Source organism: Bradyrhizobium sp. G127, from assembly GCF_021502575.1.
Taxonomy (GTDB): Bacteria; Pseudomonadota; Alphaproteobacteria; order Rhizobiales; family Xanthobacteraceae; genus Afipia.
Window position 1 is genome coordinate 1,184,328 of the sequence record NZ_JAKFGN010000001.1, and the last position, 18,512, is coordinate 1,202,839.

Below are 18,512 nucleotides of genomic sequence, written 5' to 3' on the forward strand. Positions count from 1 at the left end.
TGGAACCAACGCGTGGCATCTGCCGAGAACCGCGCGACTGTCCGGGGAGTTTTCATGCCGTCGCTGCGTATCGCCAGCCTGCTGGCCACCATCCTGTTTGCCCTCGCACCTTTTTCGTCAGCATCCGCCCAGTCCAAGGACGCCGAACCGGCCAGCCGCGCCGTCAATGATGCCTTCCTCGAGACATTGCCGTTCAGCGATCGCGCCGATTTCGAGGATGCGAAACGCGGCTTCATCGCCACGCTGCCCGATGGTGTTGTTTCCGGCATCGGCGACAAGCCGGCATGGGACACCAGGTCCTATGAATTCCTGAAAAGCGATTCCGTGCCGCCTACGGTGAACCCGAGCCTGTGGCGGCAGGCGCAGCTCAATGCCATCAACGGCCTGTTCAAGGTTACCGAGCGCGTCTATCAGGTGCGTGGGCTCGATCTGTCCAACCTCACCATCGTCGAGGGCGACAGCGGCCTGATCCTGATCGATCCGCTATTGTCCAACGAGACCGCGAAGGCCGCGCTCGAACTTTATCTGAAGACCCGGCCTGCAAAGTCCGTCGCCGCGGTGATCTACACCCACAGCCATGCCGACCATTTCGGCGGAGCGAAAGGGGTCATCAGCGAGGAGGATGCGAAGCAGGGCAGGGTCAAGGTGATCGCGCCGGACGGCTTCATGGAGCATGCGGTGGCGGAGAACGTCATCGCCGGCAACGCGATGGCGCGGCGCGCGCAATATCAGTTCGGCAGTGCGCTGCCGGTGGGTGACAGGGCGCAGATCGACACGGGACTCGGCAAGGCACTCTCGAAGGGCACGATCTCGCTGATCCCGCCGAACGACCTGATCAAGCAATCCTATGAGACGCGCACCATCGACGGCGTCGAGATCGAATTTCATCTGGTGCCGGGTTCGGAAGCGCCTTCTGAAATGATCATGTACTTTCCGCAGTTCAAATTGCTGAACATGGCGGAAGACGCCACCCACAACATGCACAACCTTTATACCCTGCGTGGTGCCGAAATTCGCGACGGCCGGCTGTGGTCACGCTACATCGGCGAGGCGATCGAGCGCTACGGCGACCGGACCGACACCGTGATCGCGCAGCATCACTGGCCGATGTGGGGCACCGAGCGCATCGTCGCGTTTCTGAAGAAACAGCGCGACCTCTACAAGTTCATTCACGACCAGACGGTGCGTCTGCTCAATCACGGCCTGACGCCGACTGAAATCGCCGAACAGTTGAAGCTGCCGCCGTCACTGGCGAACGAGTGGGCGGCGCGCGGCTATTACGGCACGCTGAGCCACAATGCGAAAGCGGTCTATCAATTCTATCTCGGCTGGTACAACGCCAATCCCGCCGACCTCAATCCGCTGCCGCGCGCGGAGGAGGCGAAGAAGCGGGTGGACTACATGGGCGGCGCGGAGGCCGTGATCAAGCGTGCACGCGAGGACTTCAAGGCGGGGCAATATCGCTGGGTCGCCAGCGTCATGAGTGAGGTGGTGTTCGCCGATCCGTTGAACAGGGAGGCGCGCAATTTAGGCGCCGATGCGCTGGAACAACTCGGCTATCAGAGCGAGGCGGCGACCTGGCGCAATGCCTATCTGTTCGGCGCGCATGAGTTGCGCAATGGTGTTGCGCCGCAGGCGCCATCCAGCGCGAATGCCGACCTTCTGAAAGGCGTCTCGATCGACCTGGCATTCGGTTTTCTCGGTGTGCGGCTCAACGCGCCCAAGGCGGAAGGCAAGAAAATTATCATCAACTGGACCTTCACCGACCTCAACGAAACCTATGTGATGAACCTCGAGAATTCCGCGCTGACGCATACATCGGGCAAGCTCTCCGACAACGCCGATGCCAGCGTGACGCTGACCCGCGCTGCGCTCGATGCCATCACCCTCAAGCAGCGCACGTTCCTCGGCAGCGTGCTGACCGGCGACGTCTCGGTCGGCGGCAATCCGCTCAAGCTGCGCGAACTGTTCGGCCTGCTCGATGAGTTCTCGCCGGGGTTCGAAATCGTGGAGCCGCGCAAGGTGAGCGTGGAATAAGCCGGCTAGTGCTCAGCCTTGCCGATAAGATGCGGCCTGATCATCTCGACCAGCCTTGGCGCATCCGTGCCCGGCGGAAAGAAGCCGAGATATTTGCCGTCGCGGTCGACCAGATAGATGAAGGCGGAATGATCCACGGTGTAATCGTTGGGTTTGTCGCCGGTGGCGACACGCTTGTAGTAAACGCGATAGGCGTCCGCAGCCTGTGACACATCCTTGATGTTGCCTGTGAGACCGATCAGGCGTGGATGAAACAGTGGAACGTATTGCGCGAGATGCTCGACGGTGTCGCGTTCGGGATCGAGCGTGACGAACAGCGGCTGCACCTTCGCAGCGTCGTTGCCGAGTTGATCCATCGCGAGACCGATGGCCTGCAGGTCTGTTGGGCAGATGTCGGGGCAATAGGTGAAACCGAAATAGACCAGCATCAGCTGGCCGTGAAAGTCCGCGTCGGTCCGGGTCTTTCCGGTCTGGTCTTGCAGCCGGAATGGTCCGCCGATGGGCTCGCGATTCCACATCACCGCGTCCATAAGCTCCGCTGCGGATCGCGTGGAGCTTTGCGCAAAGACAGGAGGCGCGGCCCACAGGCCGAGAAGCAGCGCGGCCATGAGAGCTGCACCGCTTCTGCGCCAAGCGATCAACATCGCCAAGGGGCCGCGCGGGCTCACGCGCTGAAGAGCAGCCGGCTGCCGGTCGAGATATTGATGACGTTGTCCGGCATCTGCGCGCGCGCTTCGAGCAGGAAGTTCAGCCCGCTGCAATGCATCGGGATGACAACGTCCGGCTGGAGCGCTTTGATTTCCCCGACGATCTGCTTGAGATAGTCGGCGGGCGCCGGTCCGAGATGGAAGCCGCCGACGATGGCGTGAACCTTCTGCACGCCGGAGACTTCCTGCGCCTGCCGCACCGAGTTCACGATGCCGACGTGACCGCAGGAACTGATGACAACGAGGCCCTTGCCGCGGATGTTGAAACAGGTCGCATGTTCGTGGACGTGTTCGTCGGGAACGAAATTGCCTTGCAGTTCGGCGGCGGTGTAGTGGCTGTAATCGCAACCCGCGCTTGCCGGGGTGTAGTCGACAAAGCTGTTCGGCAGGATTTTCTCGACGCTGTTGCGCTTGATCTTGCCGGTGGTGAAGGCGTGTCCTTCGATCACCGTCGGCGTCTCGCACAGGATCGTCTGCACCTTGTTCGCAGTGATCTGCTTGCGGTCGAGGATGCCGAATTCGCCGTACTGTCCGGTCGAGGTCCGGCTGACGCGGTGACAGAAGTTGTCCTCGCCGCCGGCATACAATTTGACGTCCGCGGGCAGCACGCTGCGATATTTTTCAAGGAAGCCAATCAGGCCGCCGTAATGGTCAATATGGCCGTGGCTGACGATCAATGCGTTGATCTTGGCGGGATCGACCTTGAGCAGGCCGATATTGTTGATGATCGCGGGCGAGGTGTAGCCGAAGTCCAGCAGGATATTGCGGACGTCCTGTTCGCGCTGCGATTCCAGAAATAGCGACAGGCCCCATTCGTTGTGAAGCACGTTGCGCGCATCGGCGCTGCGTCCGCCGCCGGGGCCTTCGTGAACGACGCCGTTCACCGTGCTGCCCTTCAGGAACTGGTCATGCTGTTGGTCGACCAGCACCCGGATCGACAGCTTGTCGATCGTCGGGACCTGGATCGGCGCTGCGCTCGCAACTCCCATGCAGGCGAACCCGCCGGTTGCGGCCAGTCCCATCGCGGTGGAGAGTTTCAGGAAATCGCGCCGCGCCAGATCTGTCGTCATTTTCGTCTCCTCTTGCCCGGGAATCCTCTCGCCGGATTTGCGCGAACACTAGCTGCGCGGCCGGAGATGGACTGTTCTTTATTTCTGCGGGGGGCGGTGAAAGTATTCCACTGCAGGCCCGTTAGAGCGAATGAAATATGCTTGATTGGCATCGGGCAGCATTGACTTCGCGCCTGCAAGCCGCAAAGTTCATGCACCCGCATTGACATGCGTCGGGTCGAACGACCTGACGATCCCAAGGATAATCAAGATGATCGATCTCTATTACTGGCCGACGCCGAACGGCCACAAGATCACGATGTTTCTCGAAGAAACCGGCCTGAAATACAGCATCCATCCGATCAATATCGGGACCGGCGACCAGTTCAAGCCCGAGTTTCTGGAGTTCTCGCCGAACAACCGGATGCCCGCGATCATCGATCAGGCCCCCGCCGACGGCGGTGCACCGGTGAAGATTTTCGAGTCCGGCGCGATCCTGATCTATCTTGCGGAGAAGACCGGCAAGTTCTTGCCGGCCGATCTGCGCAAGCGTTTCGACGTGATTCAGTGGCTGATGTGGCAGATGGGCGGCCTTGGCCCGATGGCCGGGCAGAACCATCATTTCAGCGCCTATGCGCCGGAGAAAATTCCCTACGCCATCGATCGCTATGTCAACGAGACCAACCGTCTTTACGGTGTGCTCAACAAGCGTCTCGCGGATCGGGACTACGTCGCCGGGGATTATTCCATCGCCGACATGGCGGCGTATCCGTGGATCGTGCCGTATGAGCGGCAGGGCCAGAAGCTGGAAGATTTCCCGCATCTCAAGCGCTGGTTCGACACCATCAAGGCGAAGCCCGCCACTGTGCGCGCCTATGAACTCGGGCCGAAGGTCAATTCGAATCTGGGCAAGACCTTCACCGACGAGCAGAAGAAGGTGCTGTTCGGGCAGACTGCCTCCGTCGTGAAGGCCTGAGACGATGGCCGCCACGCGAAAGCTGTTTGAACTTTGCGGCAGCGAGTCGGATCGTGTGTTCAGTCCCTATTGCTGGCGCACGCGCATGGCGCTGGCGCACAAGGACATCAGGGCGGAAACGATTCCGTGGCGCTTCACCGAGAAGGCCGCGATCGCGCCACACCGCTCGGACAAGGTGCCGGTGTTGATCGATGGCGACACCTCCGTGGCGGACTCATGGGCCATCGCGAATTATCTCGAAGACACCTATCCCGACCGGCCGTCGCTGTTCGGCGGTGCGGGCGGCCGTGCGGTCGGGCAGATGCTGAACTGGTGGGGCGACATCGCGGTGGTCGGCGGGATATTCCCGATGATCGTGAAGGATATTTACGATCATCTGCGGCCGGCCGATCAGGCTTACTTTCGGGAAACGCGTGAGAAGCGTCTCGGCAAGACGATGGAGCAGGCGGCGGCCAATCGCAATGTGGCGGTCGAGGAATTTCGCAAGAGCCTGATGCCGATGCGGCTGACCCTGAAGACGCAGCCCTATCTCGGCGGTGATGCGCCGAACTATGCCGACTACATCGTGTTCGGCGGATTTCAGTGGGCGCGTGCCACGAGCCCGTTCAAGCTGCTGAAGGAAGACGATCCGATCTACGCCTGGCGCGAGCGGTTGCTCGATGCGTTTGGCGGCATGGCGCGGAATGCGCCGGGCTACGCGGTGTAAGAAAGCCTGTTGCGCGCACCGCGTCATCCTGAGGTGGCGCTCTTTTTGCGCGCCTCGAAGGATGGGCTGCATGCACTGTCTTGTCATCCTTCGAGGCTCGCCCAAGCAGGCTCGCACCTCAGGATGACGGATGACTTTACTTCACTTCGATACGGTCTCAGCCGCTGCGCGCAGGCACGCCTGGCACAGGCAGTCCTCGCCGTCGAGGGGCATCGGCAGCTTCGCGGTTTCATCCATACACCAGCAGTGACCGGACAGGTCGCAGGTAAACGCGGTTCCGCAGCGCGAGCAATTCAGCGTGCGCAGCTTCAGGGAATTGTCGGGCCGATCCGTCATAACGCCATCCGGAACACAAAAGATGTTTTCGTGGCCCTCTCGCTGTCGAGGGAGCACGGAGACTAACCCATTTCGCAACAGATCAGCCCTTCCGCGGCGCGCGCGTCGTGCTCTGGGCCGTGGCCCGGCTTCTCAGGTCTGGCTGAATGCGGGAACGGCCGGGGCCGCTTTCTCCGTACCTGACGGCTGCGCTGTTGGCGAGCGCAAAGCGCGCGCCGTCATCCGCCGCACCGCCGCTTCCGCGTCGCGGGCGATCTGCTTGCGGTCGGCGGTCATGCCGTAGGGGACGGCCTCGCCCCAGCTCACAGTGACGTCCACCGCGCCTGACGAAAACACGCCTTTCAGATGCGGCATCAGTTCGGTCTCGCCGTACCACGCCACCTTGTCGCGCAGCGCACGGCCGACCGGCACGCCCCCATAACCGACATAAGCGATCGACAGCGGCTGCACGGTGACGCGATCGTGATGCGTCGAATTCCCGATTGTATGATGCACCGCACCGATCAGGGCCGAGCGGAACGGCAGAACGCGAATGCCATCGCTCGATGTGCCTTCCGGAAACAGCACGACGACGTCGCCGCCCTGCAGGCGGTCACCCATGGCGCGTGCGGCGTCGCCGGTTTTGTGGCGGCGTTCGCGCTCGACGAAGATCGTGCGCTGCAATTTTGCCAGCCAGCCGAACACCGGCCATTTCGCGACTTCGGATTTGGCGACGAACACTACCGGCGCGACGGCGCCGAGCACGATGATGTCGAGCCACGAGGCATGATTGGAGAGCAGCAGCACCGGCGTTTCGCGGGTGCGTTCACCGACCTGCGTAATCCGCACGCCGATGACGGCGCAGGCAGCCCGGTGAAACAGGATCGGGACGATGCGCTGCAGCCGGTTGTTGAGCAGGATGCCGGCCACCTGGAATGGCAGAAGCAACAGACCGACGGAGGTCATGACGACGGTGACGTAAAGGGTGCGGATCATGCAGCTTGTTCGAAAAAAATGTCTCGAGTCGAGGGAAAGGTGGATCGAAAGCCAGCTTGCGACGGAGCCATTCCGGTTCAGAAAAAAGTGCGGCCCCGGTCGGATACGGCGCAGAGGGGATTTACGCGACCGGGGACCGCTGGAACGCGCGATCTGTGACGGGGGACAGCTCGTGCGCAGCCGGAAGCTAGGCGGGCAGCATTACAGGGCTATGACAGGCGGGTTATGCACAGGACGCGTCTGAGGTTGAGACCGGAAACTCGCGTCGTCCCCGCGAACGCAGGATCCATAACCACAGTGCGATGTTGTTGAAAACGCTGTTGAAGACTTATGCTCACGAAATATGGTCCCCGCATTCGCAGGGACGACGGTGTCTTGCTCTCCCCTGGAAGGATCTCCATGCCCACGACGATGTCGCCGTATCTGCTGCCGATTCTGATGCTGCTTGCCTCCAATGTCTTCATGACCTTTGCCTGGTACGGCCATCTGAAGTTCAAGGATCATGCGCTGCCGCTGGTCATCATGGTGAGCTGGGGCATTGCGTTCTTCGAGTACTGGCTGGCGGTGCCGGCGAACCGCTGGGGCAGCGCGGTTTACTCGGCGGCGGAGCTCAAGACGATGCAGGAGGTCATTACGCTGGTGGTGTTCGCCGGATTCTCGGTGCTGTACCTGAAGGAGCCGCTCGGCTGGAATCACGCCATCGGCTTCGCCTTCATCGCAGCCGGCGCGTTCTTCATTTTCCATAAATGGTCGTGAGAATCGTGGCCGCGCGCCTGCGTCGCGATCAAAAACCCCGCAACGAGGACGATCGCGAGCGTCAGCGACCCTGAAACCAATACGAGAGACGTCTTCATCCGTGCATCTCCATCCGCGCGCACGCATCGTGCGGTCGCGGGACATGACAGGCGCGCAGGGAAAAAAGGATCGTGCGTCAGCCGGCAATCGGCGCGGCAGCCATGACTCTGATCGACAGTGCTGTGAGGGTGACGATCACGCACAGCGACAGCGCCGCTACGGCAAGCGAGGCGGCAACGGCGTTCGTCAATCTGGACGACGCAACGCGCACAGACTTCAACTGAAAACCAATTCCTGAAACATGCGACCGGATCATGGTCGTGAATCCTCGATTAGGCGGCGAATCACCGCTGAGGGAAAGTCTCAGGAATCGCTGTCAAATTTGCGGCGCGGACCCGCCAAACGTGGCAGAACCGGGGCAACGTCAGGGAAATCAACGTGTTATCCCCGCTCTCCCCGAAGTTCCTGCACAGGTTTCGGGCTCACGCCTCGGCGGTCAGGCCTGTCTCGGTTCCGGGCACGGTATCGGGCGCAGCAATCTCGGCTGGCTGCCAGCTCATCGGGACGAAGCGTGGCTCCTGCTCGACGCGTTTCAGCCAGGTCTTCACTGACGGATAGCCGGAGAGGTCGAAGTCGCACTGGTTGGCGACGTGGGTGTAGCCGTACATCGCGATATCCGCGACGGTCAGATGTCCGGCCGCGAAAAAGTCATGGGTCTTGAGGTGATTTTCCATCACCCGCAGCGCCGCGTAGCCGCGCTCCATCCAGTCTTCCAGCGAGTGGGTCTGCAGGTCGCGGCCGCCGCGCACCAGCACCAGCCAGAAATAGGCCGCACCGACACTTGGCTCCAAGGCGTGCTGCTCGAAGAACATCCATTGCAGCGCCTGCGCACGATCGATGCGGTCTTCCGGCGCGAGAGACGTTCCGCCCGCGACATACCACAGGATCGCGTTGGATTCGGCGAGATAACGATCCGGCGCGACCTCGAGCAGCGGCACCTGTCCGCTCGGATTGCGCGCGAGAAATTCCGGTGTGCGGCTCTCGCCGCGAAGGATGTCCACCTCGATGGCGTTGTAGGGCGCGTTCAACAGCGCCAGCGCAAGGCGGACCTTGTAGCTGTTGCCGGAGCGCTGCATCGAGTAGAGCTTGTACATGCGACCTTTCAAGGGAACTGCCTGACGGGCATGCTGCACAAGCTTGCCCCGCCCAGCCCGCAAACCGATGTAACAATGAGGTCACGGGCGGTGTGCCGCAAGGCCTTTGCGTTAGAAAAGTTCAATCGGTCGCGGCCCTGCGGTCACAGGCGATTTTATGCTGTGGAATGTATGCGGGCGCGTCAATTTCTCGCAAATCGGCGTGAAAAAAAAGCGCGCTTTCGCGGGCAAACCGTGATCTCCGGATTGTTCGCAACTGCATCAAAATTGTTGTCGAGCATCTGTTTGGCTTCGCGTTGTCGCTGCGTGATGTGCGGCAAGGATTGCGATGAAGCAACGCGATACCTTTCGCCGATCTCGATCAGTGCGAGCGGAATGCGCGTGCCGTCCTGACAGGTTCGCGGCTTGCGGTCTGCGATCCGGCATCGTGCCCCAGGCCAGTCGAAAATGAGCGATTTGCGCCCCAGGATTTCTGAATGTTGCGGTGATGGCAGGAGCCGCGCTTGAAAAATTCTTTTGGTCCCACCAGCAAATTCGCGTGTTTCCGGCGAAGTTTCTTGCGATGCAGCGTCACCCGTTTTAGGGTGCGCCGCCCGCTGGAAAGCCGCGAATCCGGGCCTCGCGATCCATAGCCCCTCAGGAGAACATGATGCCGTTTCTGTCCGCTGCGCTTGACCGTGTGAAGCCGTCCGCGACCATCGCGGTCACGGATAAAGCACGTCAGCTCAAAGCCGCGGGCCGTAACGTCATCGGTCTCGGCGCAGGCGAGCCTGATTTCGATACACCGGCCAACATCAAGCTGGCGGCGATCCACGCCATCGAGGCCGGCAAGACCAAGTACACCGCGGTGGACGGCATTCCCGAGCTGAAGGAAGCGATCATTGCGAAGTTTCAGCGCGAGAACGGGCTCACCTACAAGCCGAACCAGATCACCGTCGGCACCGGCGGCAAGCAGGTGCTATACAACGCGCTGATGGCGACGCTGAATCCCGGCGACGAGGTCATCATTCCCGCGCCGTACTGGGTGAGCTATCCGGAAATGGTCGCGCTGGCCGGCGGCGAAAGCGTGCCGGTGGTCTGCACCGCGGAGTTCGGCTTCAAGCTGCAGCCCGCCGCCCTGGAAGCTGCGATCACGCCCAAGACGAAGTGGATCATTCTCAATTCGCCGTCGAACCCAACGGGCGCGGCGTATACGCGCGCAGAATTGAAGGCGCTTACCGACGTGCTGGTGAGGCACCCGCATGTCTGGATCATGACCGACGACATGTACGAACACCTCGTCTACGACAATTTCGAATTCACCACGCCGGCGCAGGTCGAACCCAAACTGTTCGACCGCACGCTGACTGTGAACGGCGTCTCGAAGGCCTACTGCATGACCGGATGGCGTATCGGCTATGCCGGCGGCCCGCAGCAGCTCATCTCGGCGATGGCGACCATCCAGTCGCAGTCGACGTCGAACCCGTCGTCGATCGCGCAATGGGCGGCGGTCGAGGCGCTCAACGGCCCGCAGGATTTCATTCCAGCGAACAACAAGGTGTTCAAGGAGCGCCGCGATCTCGTGGTCGCCATGCTTAACCAGGCCACCGGCATCTCGTGTCCGCGGCCGGAAGGCGCGTTCTATGTCTATCCGTCCTGCGCTGGCACCATCGGCAAGACCGCGCCGTCGGGCAAGAAGCTGGCGACCGACGAGGATTTCGTCACCGAGCTTCTGGAGACGGAAGGCGTTGCAGTGGTGCAGGGATCGGCATTTGGGCTCGGCCCGGCATTCCGGATTTCCTACGCCACGAAAACCTCGGATCTTGAGGAGGCCTGCAAGCGCATCCAGCGTTTTTGCGGAAATCTGCGCTAACAAGACATGCGATGATGCGGTGGCGTCGCATTATGCCGATATTTTGAATGGAAGTAGGCGAAGCGCCATGTTTTTGACACGGCGCTTCCCTTTTGTCCGCCCGCCAATCAAATCAAGCAATCCGGAGTTCAAATCCATGCGTTTTTCCTCAATTGCCGGGGTCGCCTTCGCGGCCCTCGTCGCCTCCTTCGCCACGGCTAATGCGCAGCAGCAGGGTGTGCGCGTGGGCGTGCTCGAATGCCGCGGCGGCCAGAACGTGGGCATGGTGATCGCTTCCGCGACCACGCTTGAATGCGTCTTCAATGGCCAGGGCCGGCGGCCAGAGCCTTATCTGGCGCATGTGTCGCGTTTCGGCGTCGATCTCGGCGTCACCGAGAACACCACCTTCGCATGGGCCGTCCATGCGCCGACCCAGCGCATCGGCCGCGGCGACCTCGCCGGCAATTACGGCGGCGTCGGCGGCAACGTGTCGTTCGGTGTCGGCGGCGGCGGCAACCTGCTGTGGGGCGGTTCGCAGAACTCCTTCGCGCTTCAGCCTTTGAGCCTTCAGGGCCAGACCGGCGTGAACGTGACGGGCGGCGTTGTCGGCCTCGATCTGGAGCCGGTCAGCTATCAGCGCCCGTACAAGAAGAAGCGTCATCACCGCCGTCATCGCGGTTGAGTTAACAAAGTGCAATCGAAAAGGCCCGCTTCGGCGGGCCTTTTTTGTGTTTGCTTATGCTCGTTCACGGGGCGGCAATTGAACATTTGCGCGCTGTATGACTAGATGCGCGGGCCTTTCGCACCTTTTCAACTGTCCGTTCAATTCGCGCCATTCAGCCGGAGATACCCTCATGCGCCGCTTTTCGACCATCCTGTCCGTTGCCGCAGCCGCAATCGTTGCAACAGTTGCCGTTGCCCAGTCGCAGTCGGGTAGCACCCAGGTCGGCGTACTGGAATGCCGCGGCGGCCCGAATATCGGCATGATTGTCGGCTCGGTCACCAATCTCGGCTGCGTCTTCCGTTCGCAGGGCCGCCCAGACGATCTCTACACCGCGCGCATCACCAAGGTCGGCGTCGACCTCGGCATTACCACTGAGACCGCCTTGTCGTGGGCGGTGTTCGCGCCGACCGTGCAGTTCGGTCCGGGAGATCTGTCGGGCAACTACGCCGGTGTCGGCGCCAGCGCCACGGTGATCGCGGGTGTCGGCAGCAACGCGCTGATCGGGGGTTCGCAGAATTCCTTCGCGCTTCAGCCGCTCAGCGTGCAGGGCCAGACCGGTCTGAGCGTTGCAGGCGGCGTGCAGAGTCTGGAACTGCGCCCCGGTCGTTTCTGACATTTGCCCAAAAATATTTTGCAAAGGCCCGCCGTTGCGACGGTGGGCCTTTTTGTCTGCGGGATGCTGGAATGCGGACTGCAATTTTAGGTGATCGCGTCATGCTGCGCAGCGGTATGTTTCCCGCTTGCCAACTGCACCGCGCCTTGAGACCATCCCGTTGCCGACCCGCATGAGTGCGTTCCGCAGAAGTGGGCTTGGCGCGAGCGGAATGCGCGCAACATTGAAGTAAGAGCGTTCCGGCGGCGACCGGACTCCATCCTCGGGCAGGCTCGATCAGTTTAACCCAAGGACATGCTTCGCCGGACCAGCTCGATGCGGGCCGTACTCCAGACGAGGAGACGGCAAATGGGACAAGACTCGCCAAGGCAAGACGTTTCAAGGCAAGACAACCTGAGAAGTCCCCGCGGTCCCCGGTGCATCGCACTGGTGGGCCCATTTCAGAGTGGCAAGACCACGTTACTGGAGGCAATCCTGGCCCGGACCGGGGCCATTCCCAAAGCAGGCACCATCGAGGCATGCAATACCGTCGGGGATTCATCTCCGGAGGCGCGCCATCACCGCATGAGCGTCGGCCTCACCGCCGCCACCACGACATTCATGGGCGACAGCTACACGTTCATCGATTGCCCGGGCTCCGTCGAATTCGCACACGACATGCGCGCCGCGTTGCCGGCGGTCGATGCAGCCGTCATCGTCTGCGAGGCCGACGAGCGCAAGCTGCCGCAGTTGCAACTCATCATGCGTGAGCTGGAAGACTTGCGGATTCCGCGATTTCTGTTTCTCAACAAGATCGACAAGGCCAACAAGCGCATCCGCGAAACGCTGGCGACCCTGCAACCGGCGTCGCGCACGCCGCTGGTGCTGCGCCAGATTCCGATCTGGAAGGGCGACCTTATCGCCGGTTTCGTCGATCTCGCGCTGGAGCGCGCCTTCGTTTACCGCGAGCACATGCCGTCGGAAGTAATCGATCTCGATCCCGGCGATCTCGATCGCGAGAAAGAAGCGCGCCTCACCATGCTGGAGAAACTCGCCGATCACGACGACCGTTTGCTCGAACAGCTTCTCGAAGACATTCCGCCGCCGCGCGATGCGGTGTTCGACGATCTCGCCAGCGAACTGCGCGAGGGCCAGATCTGTCCCGTGCTGCTCGGTTGCGCGACGCGCGAGAACGGCGTGCTGCGGCTGATGAAGGCGCTGCGTCATGAAGCGCCGGGTGTCGCCACGACGGCGGCACGGCTGGGCATTGCGGACGAGAAGGCCGCGCTGGCCTATGTGATGAAGACGACGCATCTTCAGCACGGCGGCAAACTCTCGCTGACACGCGTTCTGCGCGGACAGATCGCCGATGGCGACACGGTGCAGTCATTGGGCGGCGCGGGGCGGGTATCCGGGATCGTTGCCCCGAGTCTTGGCGCGGACAGCAAACGCACGTCGGCCGCGGCCGGCGACACGGTTTCGCTCGGCAAGCTCGACGTGGTGAAAACCGGCGACACGCTGACGACCGCCAAGACCGCGCCCGCCGCGCTGGTCAACGTGATACCGACCGCGCCGGTGCTGGCGACGGCGCTTTCCGCGACGGACCGCAAGGACGATGTGAAACTCGGTCAGGCGCTGACCCGGCTCACTGAGGAAGATCCATCGCTCAGCGTCGTTCACAACGCGCTTACCCATGAAATGGTGTTATGGGGGCAGGGCGAGATGCATCTGCGTGTTGCGGTCGAGCGCTTGCAGGATCGCTTCGGCGTCAGCGTGAAACAGCACGCGCCGCCGGTGGGTTATCAGGAGACCATCCGCAAGACCATCACCCAGCGCGGCCGTCACAAGAAGCAGTCCGGCGGTCACGGCCAGTTCGGCGATGTGGTGCTGGACGTGAGGCCGCTGCCGCGCGGGGGCGGCGTGGTGTTCCGCGAAAAGATCGTCGGCGGCGCCGTGCCGAAGAATTACATCGGCGCGGTGGAGGAGGGTGTCGGCGACGGCATGATGCGGGGGCCGCTCGGCTTCCCGGTCATCGATGTGGAAGTGACGCTGACCGACGGCTCCTATCACAGCGTGGACTCGTCCGATCAGGCATTCCGTACCGCCGCCCGCATTGGTGTCACCGAAGCGTTGCCACAGTGTCTGCCGGTGCTGCTGGAGCCGATCCACGTGGTCGAGATTGTGTGTCCGAGCGACGCGACCGCGAAGATCAACTCCATTCTGTCCGGGCGTCGCGGCCAGATTCTCGGCTTCGATACCCGCGACGGCTGGTCCGGCTGGGATCTGGTGCGGGCGATGATGCCGGAGGCCGAGATCGGCGACCTGATTGTGGAGGTGCGTTCGGCCACGGCCGGCGCGGGCGCCTTCACCCGGCAGTTCGATCACATGTCGGAGGTGACCGGCCGCGCCGCCGACCAGATCATCGCCGCTCATCGCGCGGCGGCGTAAGGACCTGAAAGCCCGGAATATTCATCTTTCTCGCCAGAGGTGAAAAAGGCCGTGCAAACGGTTTCAATGATGTATAGTACATCATTGAAACCGTTTTTTACTTGCCTTATGCTGGCTTAAGATGGAATTTTGGCATTGATTACGTCATCACAGATGCGGGCGGCGCGCGCGCTTCTTGGTCTCGACCAAAAGACGCTCGCCGAACTGTCCGGGGTGTCGCTTCCGACCATCCAGCGGATGGAAGCCAGCGGCGGCAACGTGCGCGGCATTGTGGATTCGCTGACCAAGGTCATCGATGCGCTGAACCGCGCGGGCGTCGAACTGATCGGCGACAACGCGAGAAGCGATGGCGGCGGCCGCGGTGTGCGGTTGAAGGAGCCTGCTCTGGGGCGGGCCGAACAGGGGTAGGCATGACCCCGAAACGTGGAAACCGGTTCTCGGAAAAGGTCATGCCCGACAAAAGATGAGCCGGCGACGCGCCGGCAAGGTAAGCGCGGCGACGCCGCGCCATACGCAGGCACGAACACATGGACGCATCGAGCGGGCAGTCGAAGCAATCGCAGCCGACATTCGCCGAACTGTTTACCCCGAAATTCATCACGGTCCTGCGCGAGGGCTACAGCCCCGACGCCTTCCGCGCCGACGTCGTCGCGGGCCTTACCGTCGCCATCGTTGCATTGCCTCTGTCGATGGCCATCGCCATCGCATCCGGCACCACGCCTGATCGCGGACTCTATGCCGCGATCTTCGGCGGCTTTCTCGTCTCGCTATTGGGCGGCAGCCGCTTCCAGATCGGCGGACCTGCCGGCGCGTTTATTGTTCTCGTCGCGGCATCGGTTGCGCGTCACGGCATCGACGGCGTGCTGCTGGCGACCATGATCGCCGGACTGATCCTGATCGCCGCCGGATTCCTCCGGCTCGGCACTTACATCAAGTTCATCCCCTATCCCGTCACGGTGGGATTTACCGCAGGCATCGCCGTCATCATCTTCGCCAGCCAGATCCGCGACCTGCTCGGCATCACACTGACGGGCAAGGAGCCCGGCGAACTGATTCCGAAACTGGAAGTGCTCGGCCACGCCATCGGCACCACGAATTTTGCCGCCGTGGCGGTTTCGGTCACGACCATCGTCATCATCTCGGGCTTGCGGAAATTGCGCCCGACATGGCCCGGCATGCTGATCGCGGTCATCGTCACCGGGGTCGCCGCGGCGCTGCTGTCGTTGCCGGTGGAGACCATCGGCACGCGGTTCGGCGGCATTCCGCAGTCGTTTCCGATGCCGTCATTTCCCGCCATCACGCTCGCAAAAATTCAGGCGGTGCTGCCCGATGCGGCGGCATTCGCGCTGCTCGGCGCCATCGAGTCGCTGCTGTCCGCCGTGGTGGCCGATGGCATGACCGGCCGTCGCCATCGCTCCAACAGCGAACTGGTGGCGCAAGGTTTCGCCAATATCGGCTCGGCCCTGTTCGGCGGCCTCTGTGTGACCGGCACCATCGCGCGCACCGCGACCAACGTCCGCGCCGGTGCGCGCGGGCCGGTGGCCGGCATGCTGCATTCGGCATTCTTGCTGGCGTTCATGCTACTGGCAGCTCCGCTGGCGAGCTACATTCCGCTGGCGACGCTGGCGGGCGTGCTCGCCGTGGTGGCGTGGAACATGGCGGAGAAGCATGAATTCGCCACGCTGCTCCGTTCCTCGCGCGGCGATGCCGTGGTGCTGTTGGCGACGTTCCTGCTCACCGTTTTCCGCGATCTCACCGAAGGCATCGTGGTCGGCTTCTCGCTCGGCGCGCTGCTGTTCATTCACCGCATGTCGCAGACCACCGGCATCGAGACCTATGGTTCGCTCGCCGTCGAGGATACGCCGGACCGGAAAAAAGGCGCGCGGGTGCGCTACAGTCCCGAACTCGCCGCCGATCCCGACATCATGATTTATCGCATCAGCGGCGCGTTCTTCTTCGGTGCCGTGGCTGCGGTGGCCTCTGTGCTTGACCGGATTTCCGGCTACAAGGCGCTGGTGATCGACTTCAAGGCGGTGCCGTTTCTGGATTCCACCGCGGCCAACGCCATCGCGCAGATCGCGCTGAAGGCGCGGCGGCATGGCGTGCGGGTGTTCATCACCGGCGCATCGCCGGCCGTGCGGCGAACGCTGCTGTCCTATGGCGCGCGGCCCCCCCAGGCAAAATACCGCACCGACATCGCGAGCGCCGTCTCCGAGATCAAGCGTTTGACAGGTCCGGCCGGCGCATGATTTGACCCGTTGGCTCGCGCCATTTTGGTGTATGCCGATCGGGTCGAACCGGAGCCTGCCTTCATGAGCGTTATCCCCGCCGCGTGTCTGATCGGCTGGCCTGCGGCGCATTCACGGTCGCCGCTGATCCACAAGTACTGGCTCAAGAGCTTCGGCATCGATGGCGACTACCGCATCGAGGCGGTGGAACCGGCTGCCTTCGCGGATTTCATCGCGGGTCTTGCGGCGCGCGGCTACAAGGGCGCCAATGTCACCATCCCGCACAAGGAGCAGGCCCTGGCGCTGTCGGCGCCGGATGCGCGCGCGCGCGCGGTCGGCGCGGCCAACACGCTCTACTTCGGCGATGGCAAACTGTGTTCGACCAATACTGACGTCGAGGGATTCATCAACAATCTCGATGCCAGCGCGCCGGGCTGGGATGCAGCGGAAGATGTGCTGGTGCTCGGCGCCGGCGGGTCATCGCGCGCGGTGATCTTCGGACTGATCGAGCGCGGCATCGGACGCGTGCATCTTGCCAACCGCACGGCGTCGCGCGCACAACTGCTGGCGGATCAATTCGGCGCACAGGTGCAGCCGCTGGCGTGGGACGCCATCGACACGGTGCTGCCGCGCGTGGGCTTGTTGGTGAACACCACATCGCTCGGCATGAAAGGCCAGCCTCCGCTTGCCGTTGATGTGTCACTGCTCCCGGTGGGAGCGGCGGCGGCCGATCTGGTGTATGTGCCGCTGGAAACGGATTTGCTGAAGGCGGCGAAGGCGCGTGGTCTGAAGACCGCCGACGGTCTCGGCATGCTGCTGCATCAGGCCGTGCGCGGATTTGAATTGTGGTTCGGCAGGCGGCCAACGGTGACGCCGGAGTTGCGCGCGCTGGTCGAAGCGGATCTCGCAAAGTGAGGACGAGGGACCGTCATGAATAATTTTGTGAAATTCATCATTCTCGCGGCGCTTGCGCTGGTGCTTTACAGCGCCTGGACGGTTTATCAGGGCGCGCAGGGTTTCACACCCGTGTTTATCGAGGATATAAAGAAGCGGATGCAGGACGATTTCGCCGCGAAGGGTTTCGCGGTCACTGAAATCAGCATGCTCCGGCGGGGCCCGCGTGAACTCGCAGGCTTTGTGAAGTTCAAGGCGCCGGGATCGGACGCGATCGAGCAGAAGACCTGCACTGCGACCATGGCCGAGGACAAGGTGACCACGTCCTGGACCTGTCAGTAACAGCTGCGTGACCGGTGAAATAATCCGGCCTGGCCTGCGTAGATCATGTTGGGGCCTCCTGGAGATACCAACATGACTGTTATTCGCCTTGCAGCACTGCGTGTCGCTGCCGTATCCGCGCTGCTTCTGTCAACGTCCTATGCCTTCGCGCAGCAATCGCCCGTCAGCAACATCACGCGCGTGCGCGGCACGGTGGAAAGTCTCACGGGCGAAAACCTTCTGGTCAAATCGCGCGACGGCAAGGACGTGACGCTGCATCTCGCTCAGAACGCGGGCGTCGCCGGCGTCGCGAAGATGTCGCTCGCCGACGTCAAGGTCGGCTCCTATATCGGCGTCACCTCGGTGCCGGCTTCGGACGGCAGCCAGAGGGCCGTCGAGGTTCATGTTTTTCCGGAAGCGATGCGGGGCACCGGCGACGGCACGCAGCCTTGGGATCTCAAGCCCAATAGCAGCATGACGAACGGTGCAGTCGATGACCGCACGGTCGCAGCCAACGACGGTCATACGCTGACGGTGAAGTATCACGGTGGAGAACGGAAGGTTCTGGTGACGCCGGATACCACGGTCGTCACGTTCGTTCCGGCCAAGCGCTCCGAGATCAAGGCGGGCACGCCCGTTTTCGCGATCGCCACCAAGAAGCCGGACGGCACACTCGATGTCGCGCGTCTCAGCATCGGCCGCGATGGCGTTTCACCGCCGATGTGAGTGGGATTGCAAA

19 protein-coding genes are annotated in these 18,512 nt (G+C 62.3%); 13 read left to right on the plus strand and 6 right to left on the minus strand.

Annotation, left to right across the window (positions count from 1 at the left end; translation table 11 throughout):
• Positions 1–54 precede the first annotated feature (54 nt).
• Positions 55–2,037, plus strand: coding sequence for an alkyl/aryl-sulfatase (locus LVY71_RS05750; protein ID WP_235098854.1), 1,983 nt, complete (start codon positions 55–57; stop codon positions 2,035–2,037).
• Between the two features lie 5 nt (positions 2,038–2,042).
• Here LVY71_RS05750 and LVY71_RS05755 read toward each other — a convergent pair whose 3' ends face one another.
• Both LVY71_RS05755 and LVY71_RS05760 read right to left on the minus strand, forming a co-directional pair.
• Positions 2,043–2,645, minus strand: coding sequence for an SCO family protein (locus LVY71_RS05755; RefSeq protein WP_235098855.1), 603 nt, complete (start codon positions 2,643–2,645; stop codon positions 2,043–2,045).
• 56 nt (positions 2,646–2,701) lie between these two features.
• Positions 2,702–3,814, minus strand: coding sequence for an MBL fold metallo-hydrolase (locus LVY71_RS05760; RefSeq protein WP_235098856.1), 1,113 nt, complete (start codon positions 3,812–3,814; stop codon positions 2,702–2,704).
• A gap of 250 nt (positions 3,815–4,064) precedes the next feature.
• Here LVY71_RS05760 and LVY71_RS05765 point away from each other — a divergent pair, with 250 nt between their 5' ends.
• Entirely contained in the window at positions 4,065–4,769 is a 705-nt protein-coding gene (locus LVY71_RS05765) for a glutathione binding-like protein (RefSeq protein WP_235098857.1), read from the plus strand.
• A 4-nt stretch (positions 4,770–4,773) separates the two neighbouring features.
• Positions 4,774–5,475, plus strand: a complete 702-nt coding sequence (locus tag LVY71_RS05770) for a glutathione S-transferase family protein (protein WP_235098858.1) — start codon at positions 4,774–4,776, stop codon at positions 5,473–5,475.
• Between the two features lie 141 nt (positions 5,476–5,616).
• Here the strand turns inward: LVY71_RS05770 and LVY71_RS05775 are convergent, their stop codons facing one another.
• A complete protein-coding gene (locus LVY71_RS05775; RefSeq protein WP_235098859.1) occupies positions 5,617–5,811 on the minus strand; it encodes a cysteine-rich CWC family protein in 195 nt (64 codons plus the stop codon).
• A 132-nt stretch (positions 5,812–5,943) separates the two neighbouring features.
• Positions 5,944–6,786 carry a lyso-ornithine lipid O-acyltransferase gene (gene olsA, locus LVY71_RS05780; RefSeq protein WP_235098860.1) on the minus strand — a complete coding sequence of 281 codons (843 nt, stop codon included), beginning with the start codon at positions 6,784–6,786 and terminating at the stop codon, positions 5,944–5,946.
• 399 nt (positions 6,787–7,185) lie between these two features.
• Between olsA and LVY71_RS05785 the strand changes: the two genes are divergently transcribed.
• Positions 7,186–7,542, plus strand: coding sequence for a DMT family protein (locus LVY71_RS05785; RefSeq protein WP_235098861.1), 357 nt, complete (start codon positions 7,186–7,188; stop codon positions 7,540–7,542).
• 175 nt (positions 7,543–7,717) lie between these two features.
• On the opposite strand, the gene LVY71_RS05790 is transcribed toward LVY71_RS05785, so the two are convergent.
• Both LVY71_RS05790 and LVY71_RS05795 read right to left on the minus strand, forming a co-directional pair.
• Entirely contained in the window at positions 7,718–7,897 is a 180-nt protein-coding gene (locus LVY71_RS05790; protein ID WP_235098862.1) for a hypothetical protein, read from the minus strand.
• A 166-nt stretch (positions 7,898–8,063) separates the two neighbouring features.
• Entirely contained in the window at positions 8,064–8,735 is a 672-nt protein-coding gene (locus tag LVY71_RS05795) for a glutathione S-transferase family protein (protein ID WP_235098863.1), read from the minus strand.
• 649 nt (positions 8,736–9,384) lie between these two features.
• Between LVY71_RS05795 and LVY71_RS05800 the strand changes: the two genes are divergently transcribed.
• The 9 genes from LVY71_RS05800 (at position 9,385) to LVY71_RS05840 (ending at position 18,499) form a co-directional block, all read left to right on the plus strand.
• Positions 9,385–10,587: a pyridoxal phosphate-dependent aminotransferase gene (locus LVY71_RS05800; protein WP_235098864.1), complete on the plus strand. Its 1,203-nt coding sequence runs from the start codon at positions 9,385–9,387 to the stop codon at positions 10,585–10,587.
• Between the two features lie 136 nt (positions 10,588–10,723).
• Positions 10,724–11,248 (plus strand): DUF992 domain-containing protein, encoded by a 525-nt coding sequence (locus LVY71_RS05805; RefSeq protein WP_235098865.1) that lies wholly within the window; start codon positions 10,724–10,726, stop codon positions 11,246–11,248.
• A gap of 172 nt (positions 11,249–11,420) precedes the next feature.
• A complete protein-coding gene (locus tag LVY71_RS05810; protein ID WP_235098866.1) occupies positions 11,421–11,903 on the plus strand; it encodes a DUF992 domain-containing protein in 483 nt (160 codons plus the stop codon).
• Between the two features lie 348 nt (positions 11,904–12,251).
• On the plus strand, positions 12,252–14,330 hold the full coding sequence (locus tag LVY71_RS05815) for an elongation factor G (protein WP_235098867.1): 2,079 nt from the start codon (positions 12,252–12,254) through the stop codon (positions 14,328–14,330).
• Positions 14,331–14,465: 135 nt separating this feature from the next.
• Positions 14,466–14,738: a helix-turn-helix domain-containing protein gene (locus LVY71_RS05820; protein ID WP_235098868.1), complete on the plus strand. Its 273-nt coding sequence runs from the start codon at positions 14,466–14,468 to the stop codon at positions 14,736–14,738.
• 119 nt (positions 14,739–14,857) lie between these two features.
• Positions 14,858–16,579: a SulP family inorganic anion transporter gene (locus LVY71_RS05825; RefSeq protein ID WP_235098869.1), complete on the plus strand. Its 1,722-nt coding sequence runs from the start codon at positions 14,858–14,860 to the stop codon at positions 16,577–16,579.
• A 63-nt stretch (positions 16,580–16,642) separates the two neighbouring features.
• On the plus strand, positions 16,643–17,473 hold the full coding sequence (locus LVY71_RS05830) for a shikimate dehydrogenase (RefSeq protein ID WP_235098870.1): 831 nt from the start codon (positions 16,643–16,645) through the stop codon (positions 17,471–17,473).
• 15 nt (positions 17,474–17,488) lie between these two features.
• A complete protein-coding gene (locus tag LVY71_RS05835) occupies positions 17,489–17,794 on the plus strand; it encodes a hypothetical protein (RefSeq protein WP_235098871.1) in 306 nt (101 codons plus the stop codon).
• A gap of 72 nt (positions 17,795–17,866) precedes the next feature.
• Positions 17,867–18,499: a single stranded DNA-binding domain-containing protein gene (locus LVY71_RS05840; protein ID WP_235098872.1), complete on the plus strand. Its 633-nt coding sequence runs from the start codon at positions 17,867–17,869 to the stop codon at positions 18,497–18,499.
• Positions 18,500–18,512: the final 13 nt, after the last annotated feature.

Excerpts from the sequence above, each read along its gene's own strand:
- LVY71_RS05790 (WP_235098862.1), bottom strand. The coding sequence starts at position 7,897 with ATGATCCGGTCGCATGTTTCAGGAATTGGTTTTCAGTTGAAGTCTGTG.
- LVY71_RS05750 (WP_235098854.1), top strand. The coding sequence starts at position 55 with ATGCCGTCGCTGCGTATCGCCAGCCTGCTGGCCACCATCCTGTTTGCC.
- LVY71_RS05825 (WP_235098869.1), top strand. The coding sequence starts at position 14,858 with ATGGACGCATCGAGCGGGCAGTCGAAGCAATCGCAGCCGACATTCGCC.
- LVY71_RS05765 (WP_235098857.1), top strand. The coding sequence starts at position 4,065 with ATGATCGATCTCTATTACTGGCCGACGCCGAACGGCCACAAGATCACG.
- LVY71_RS05800 (WP_235098864.1), top strand. The coding sequence starts at position 9,385 with ATGCCGTTTCTGTCCGCTGCGCTTGACCGTGTGAAGCCGTCCGCGACC.
- LVY71_RS05840 (WP_235098872.1), top strand. The coding sequence starts at position 17,867 with ATGACTGTTATTCGCCTTGCAGCACTGCGTGTCGCTGCCGTATCCGCG.
- LVY71_RS05810 (WP_235098866.1), top strand. The coding sequence starts at position 11,421 with ATGCGCCGCTTTTCGACCATCCTGTCCGTTGCCGCAGCCGCAATCGTT.
- LVY71_RS05805 (WP_235098865.1), top strand. The coding sequence starts at position 10,724 with ATGCGTTTTTCCTCAATTGCCGGGGTCGCCTTCGCGGCCCTCGTCGCC.
- LVY71_RS05795 (WP_235098863.1), bottom strand. The coding sequence starts at position 8,735 with ATGTACAAGCTCTACTCGATGCAGCGCTCCGGCAACAGCTACAAGGTC.
- LVY71_RS05830 (WP_235098870.1), top strand. The coding sequence starts at position 16,643 with ATGAGCGTTATCCCCGCCGCGTGTCTGATCGGCTGGCCTGCGGCGCAT.
- LVY71_RS05755 (WP_235098855.1), bottom strand. The coding sequence starts at position 2,645 with ATGGCCGCGCTGCTTCTCGGCCTGTGGGCCGCGCCTCCTGTCTTTGCG.
- LVY71_RS05760 (WP_235098856.1), bottom strand. The coding sequence starts at position 3,814 with ATGACGACAGATCTGGCGCGGCGCGATTTCCTGAAACTCTCCACCGCG.
- LVY71_RS05815 (WP_235098867.1), top strand. The coding sequence starts at position 12,252 with ATGGGACAAGACTCGCCAAGGCAAGACGTTTCAAGGCAAGACAACCTG.
- LVY71_RS05775 (WP_235098859.1), bottom strand. The coding sequence starts at position 5,811 with ATGACGGATCGGCCCGACAATTCCCTGAAGCTGCGCACGCTGAATTGC.
- LVY71_RS05770 (WP_235098858.1), top strand. The coding sequence starts at position 4,774 with ATGGCCGCCACGCGAAAGCTGTTTGAACTTTGCGGCAGCGAGTCGGAT.
- LVY71_RS05785 (WP_235098861.1), top strand. The coding sequence starts at position 7,186 with ATGCCCACGACGATGTCGCCGTATCTGCTGCCGATTCTGATGCTGCTT.
- LVY71_RS05835 (WP_235098871.1), top strand. The coding sequence starts at position 17,489 with ATGAATAATTTTGTGAAATTCATCATTCTCGCGGCGCTTGCGCTGGTG.
- olsA (WP_235098860.1), bottom strand. The coding sequence starts at position 6,786 with ATGATCCGCACCCTTTACGTCACCGTCGTCATGACCTCCGTCGGTCTG.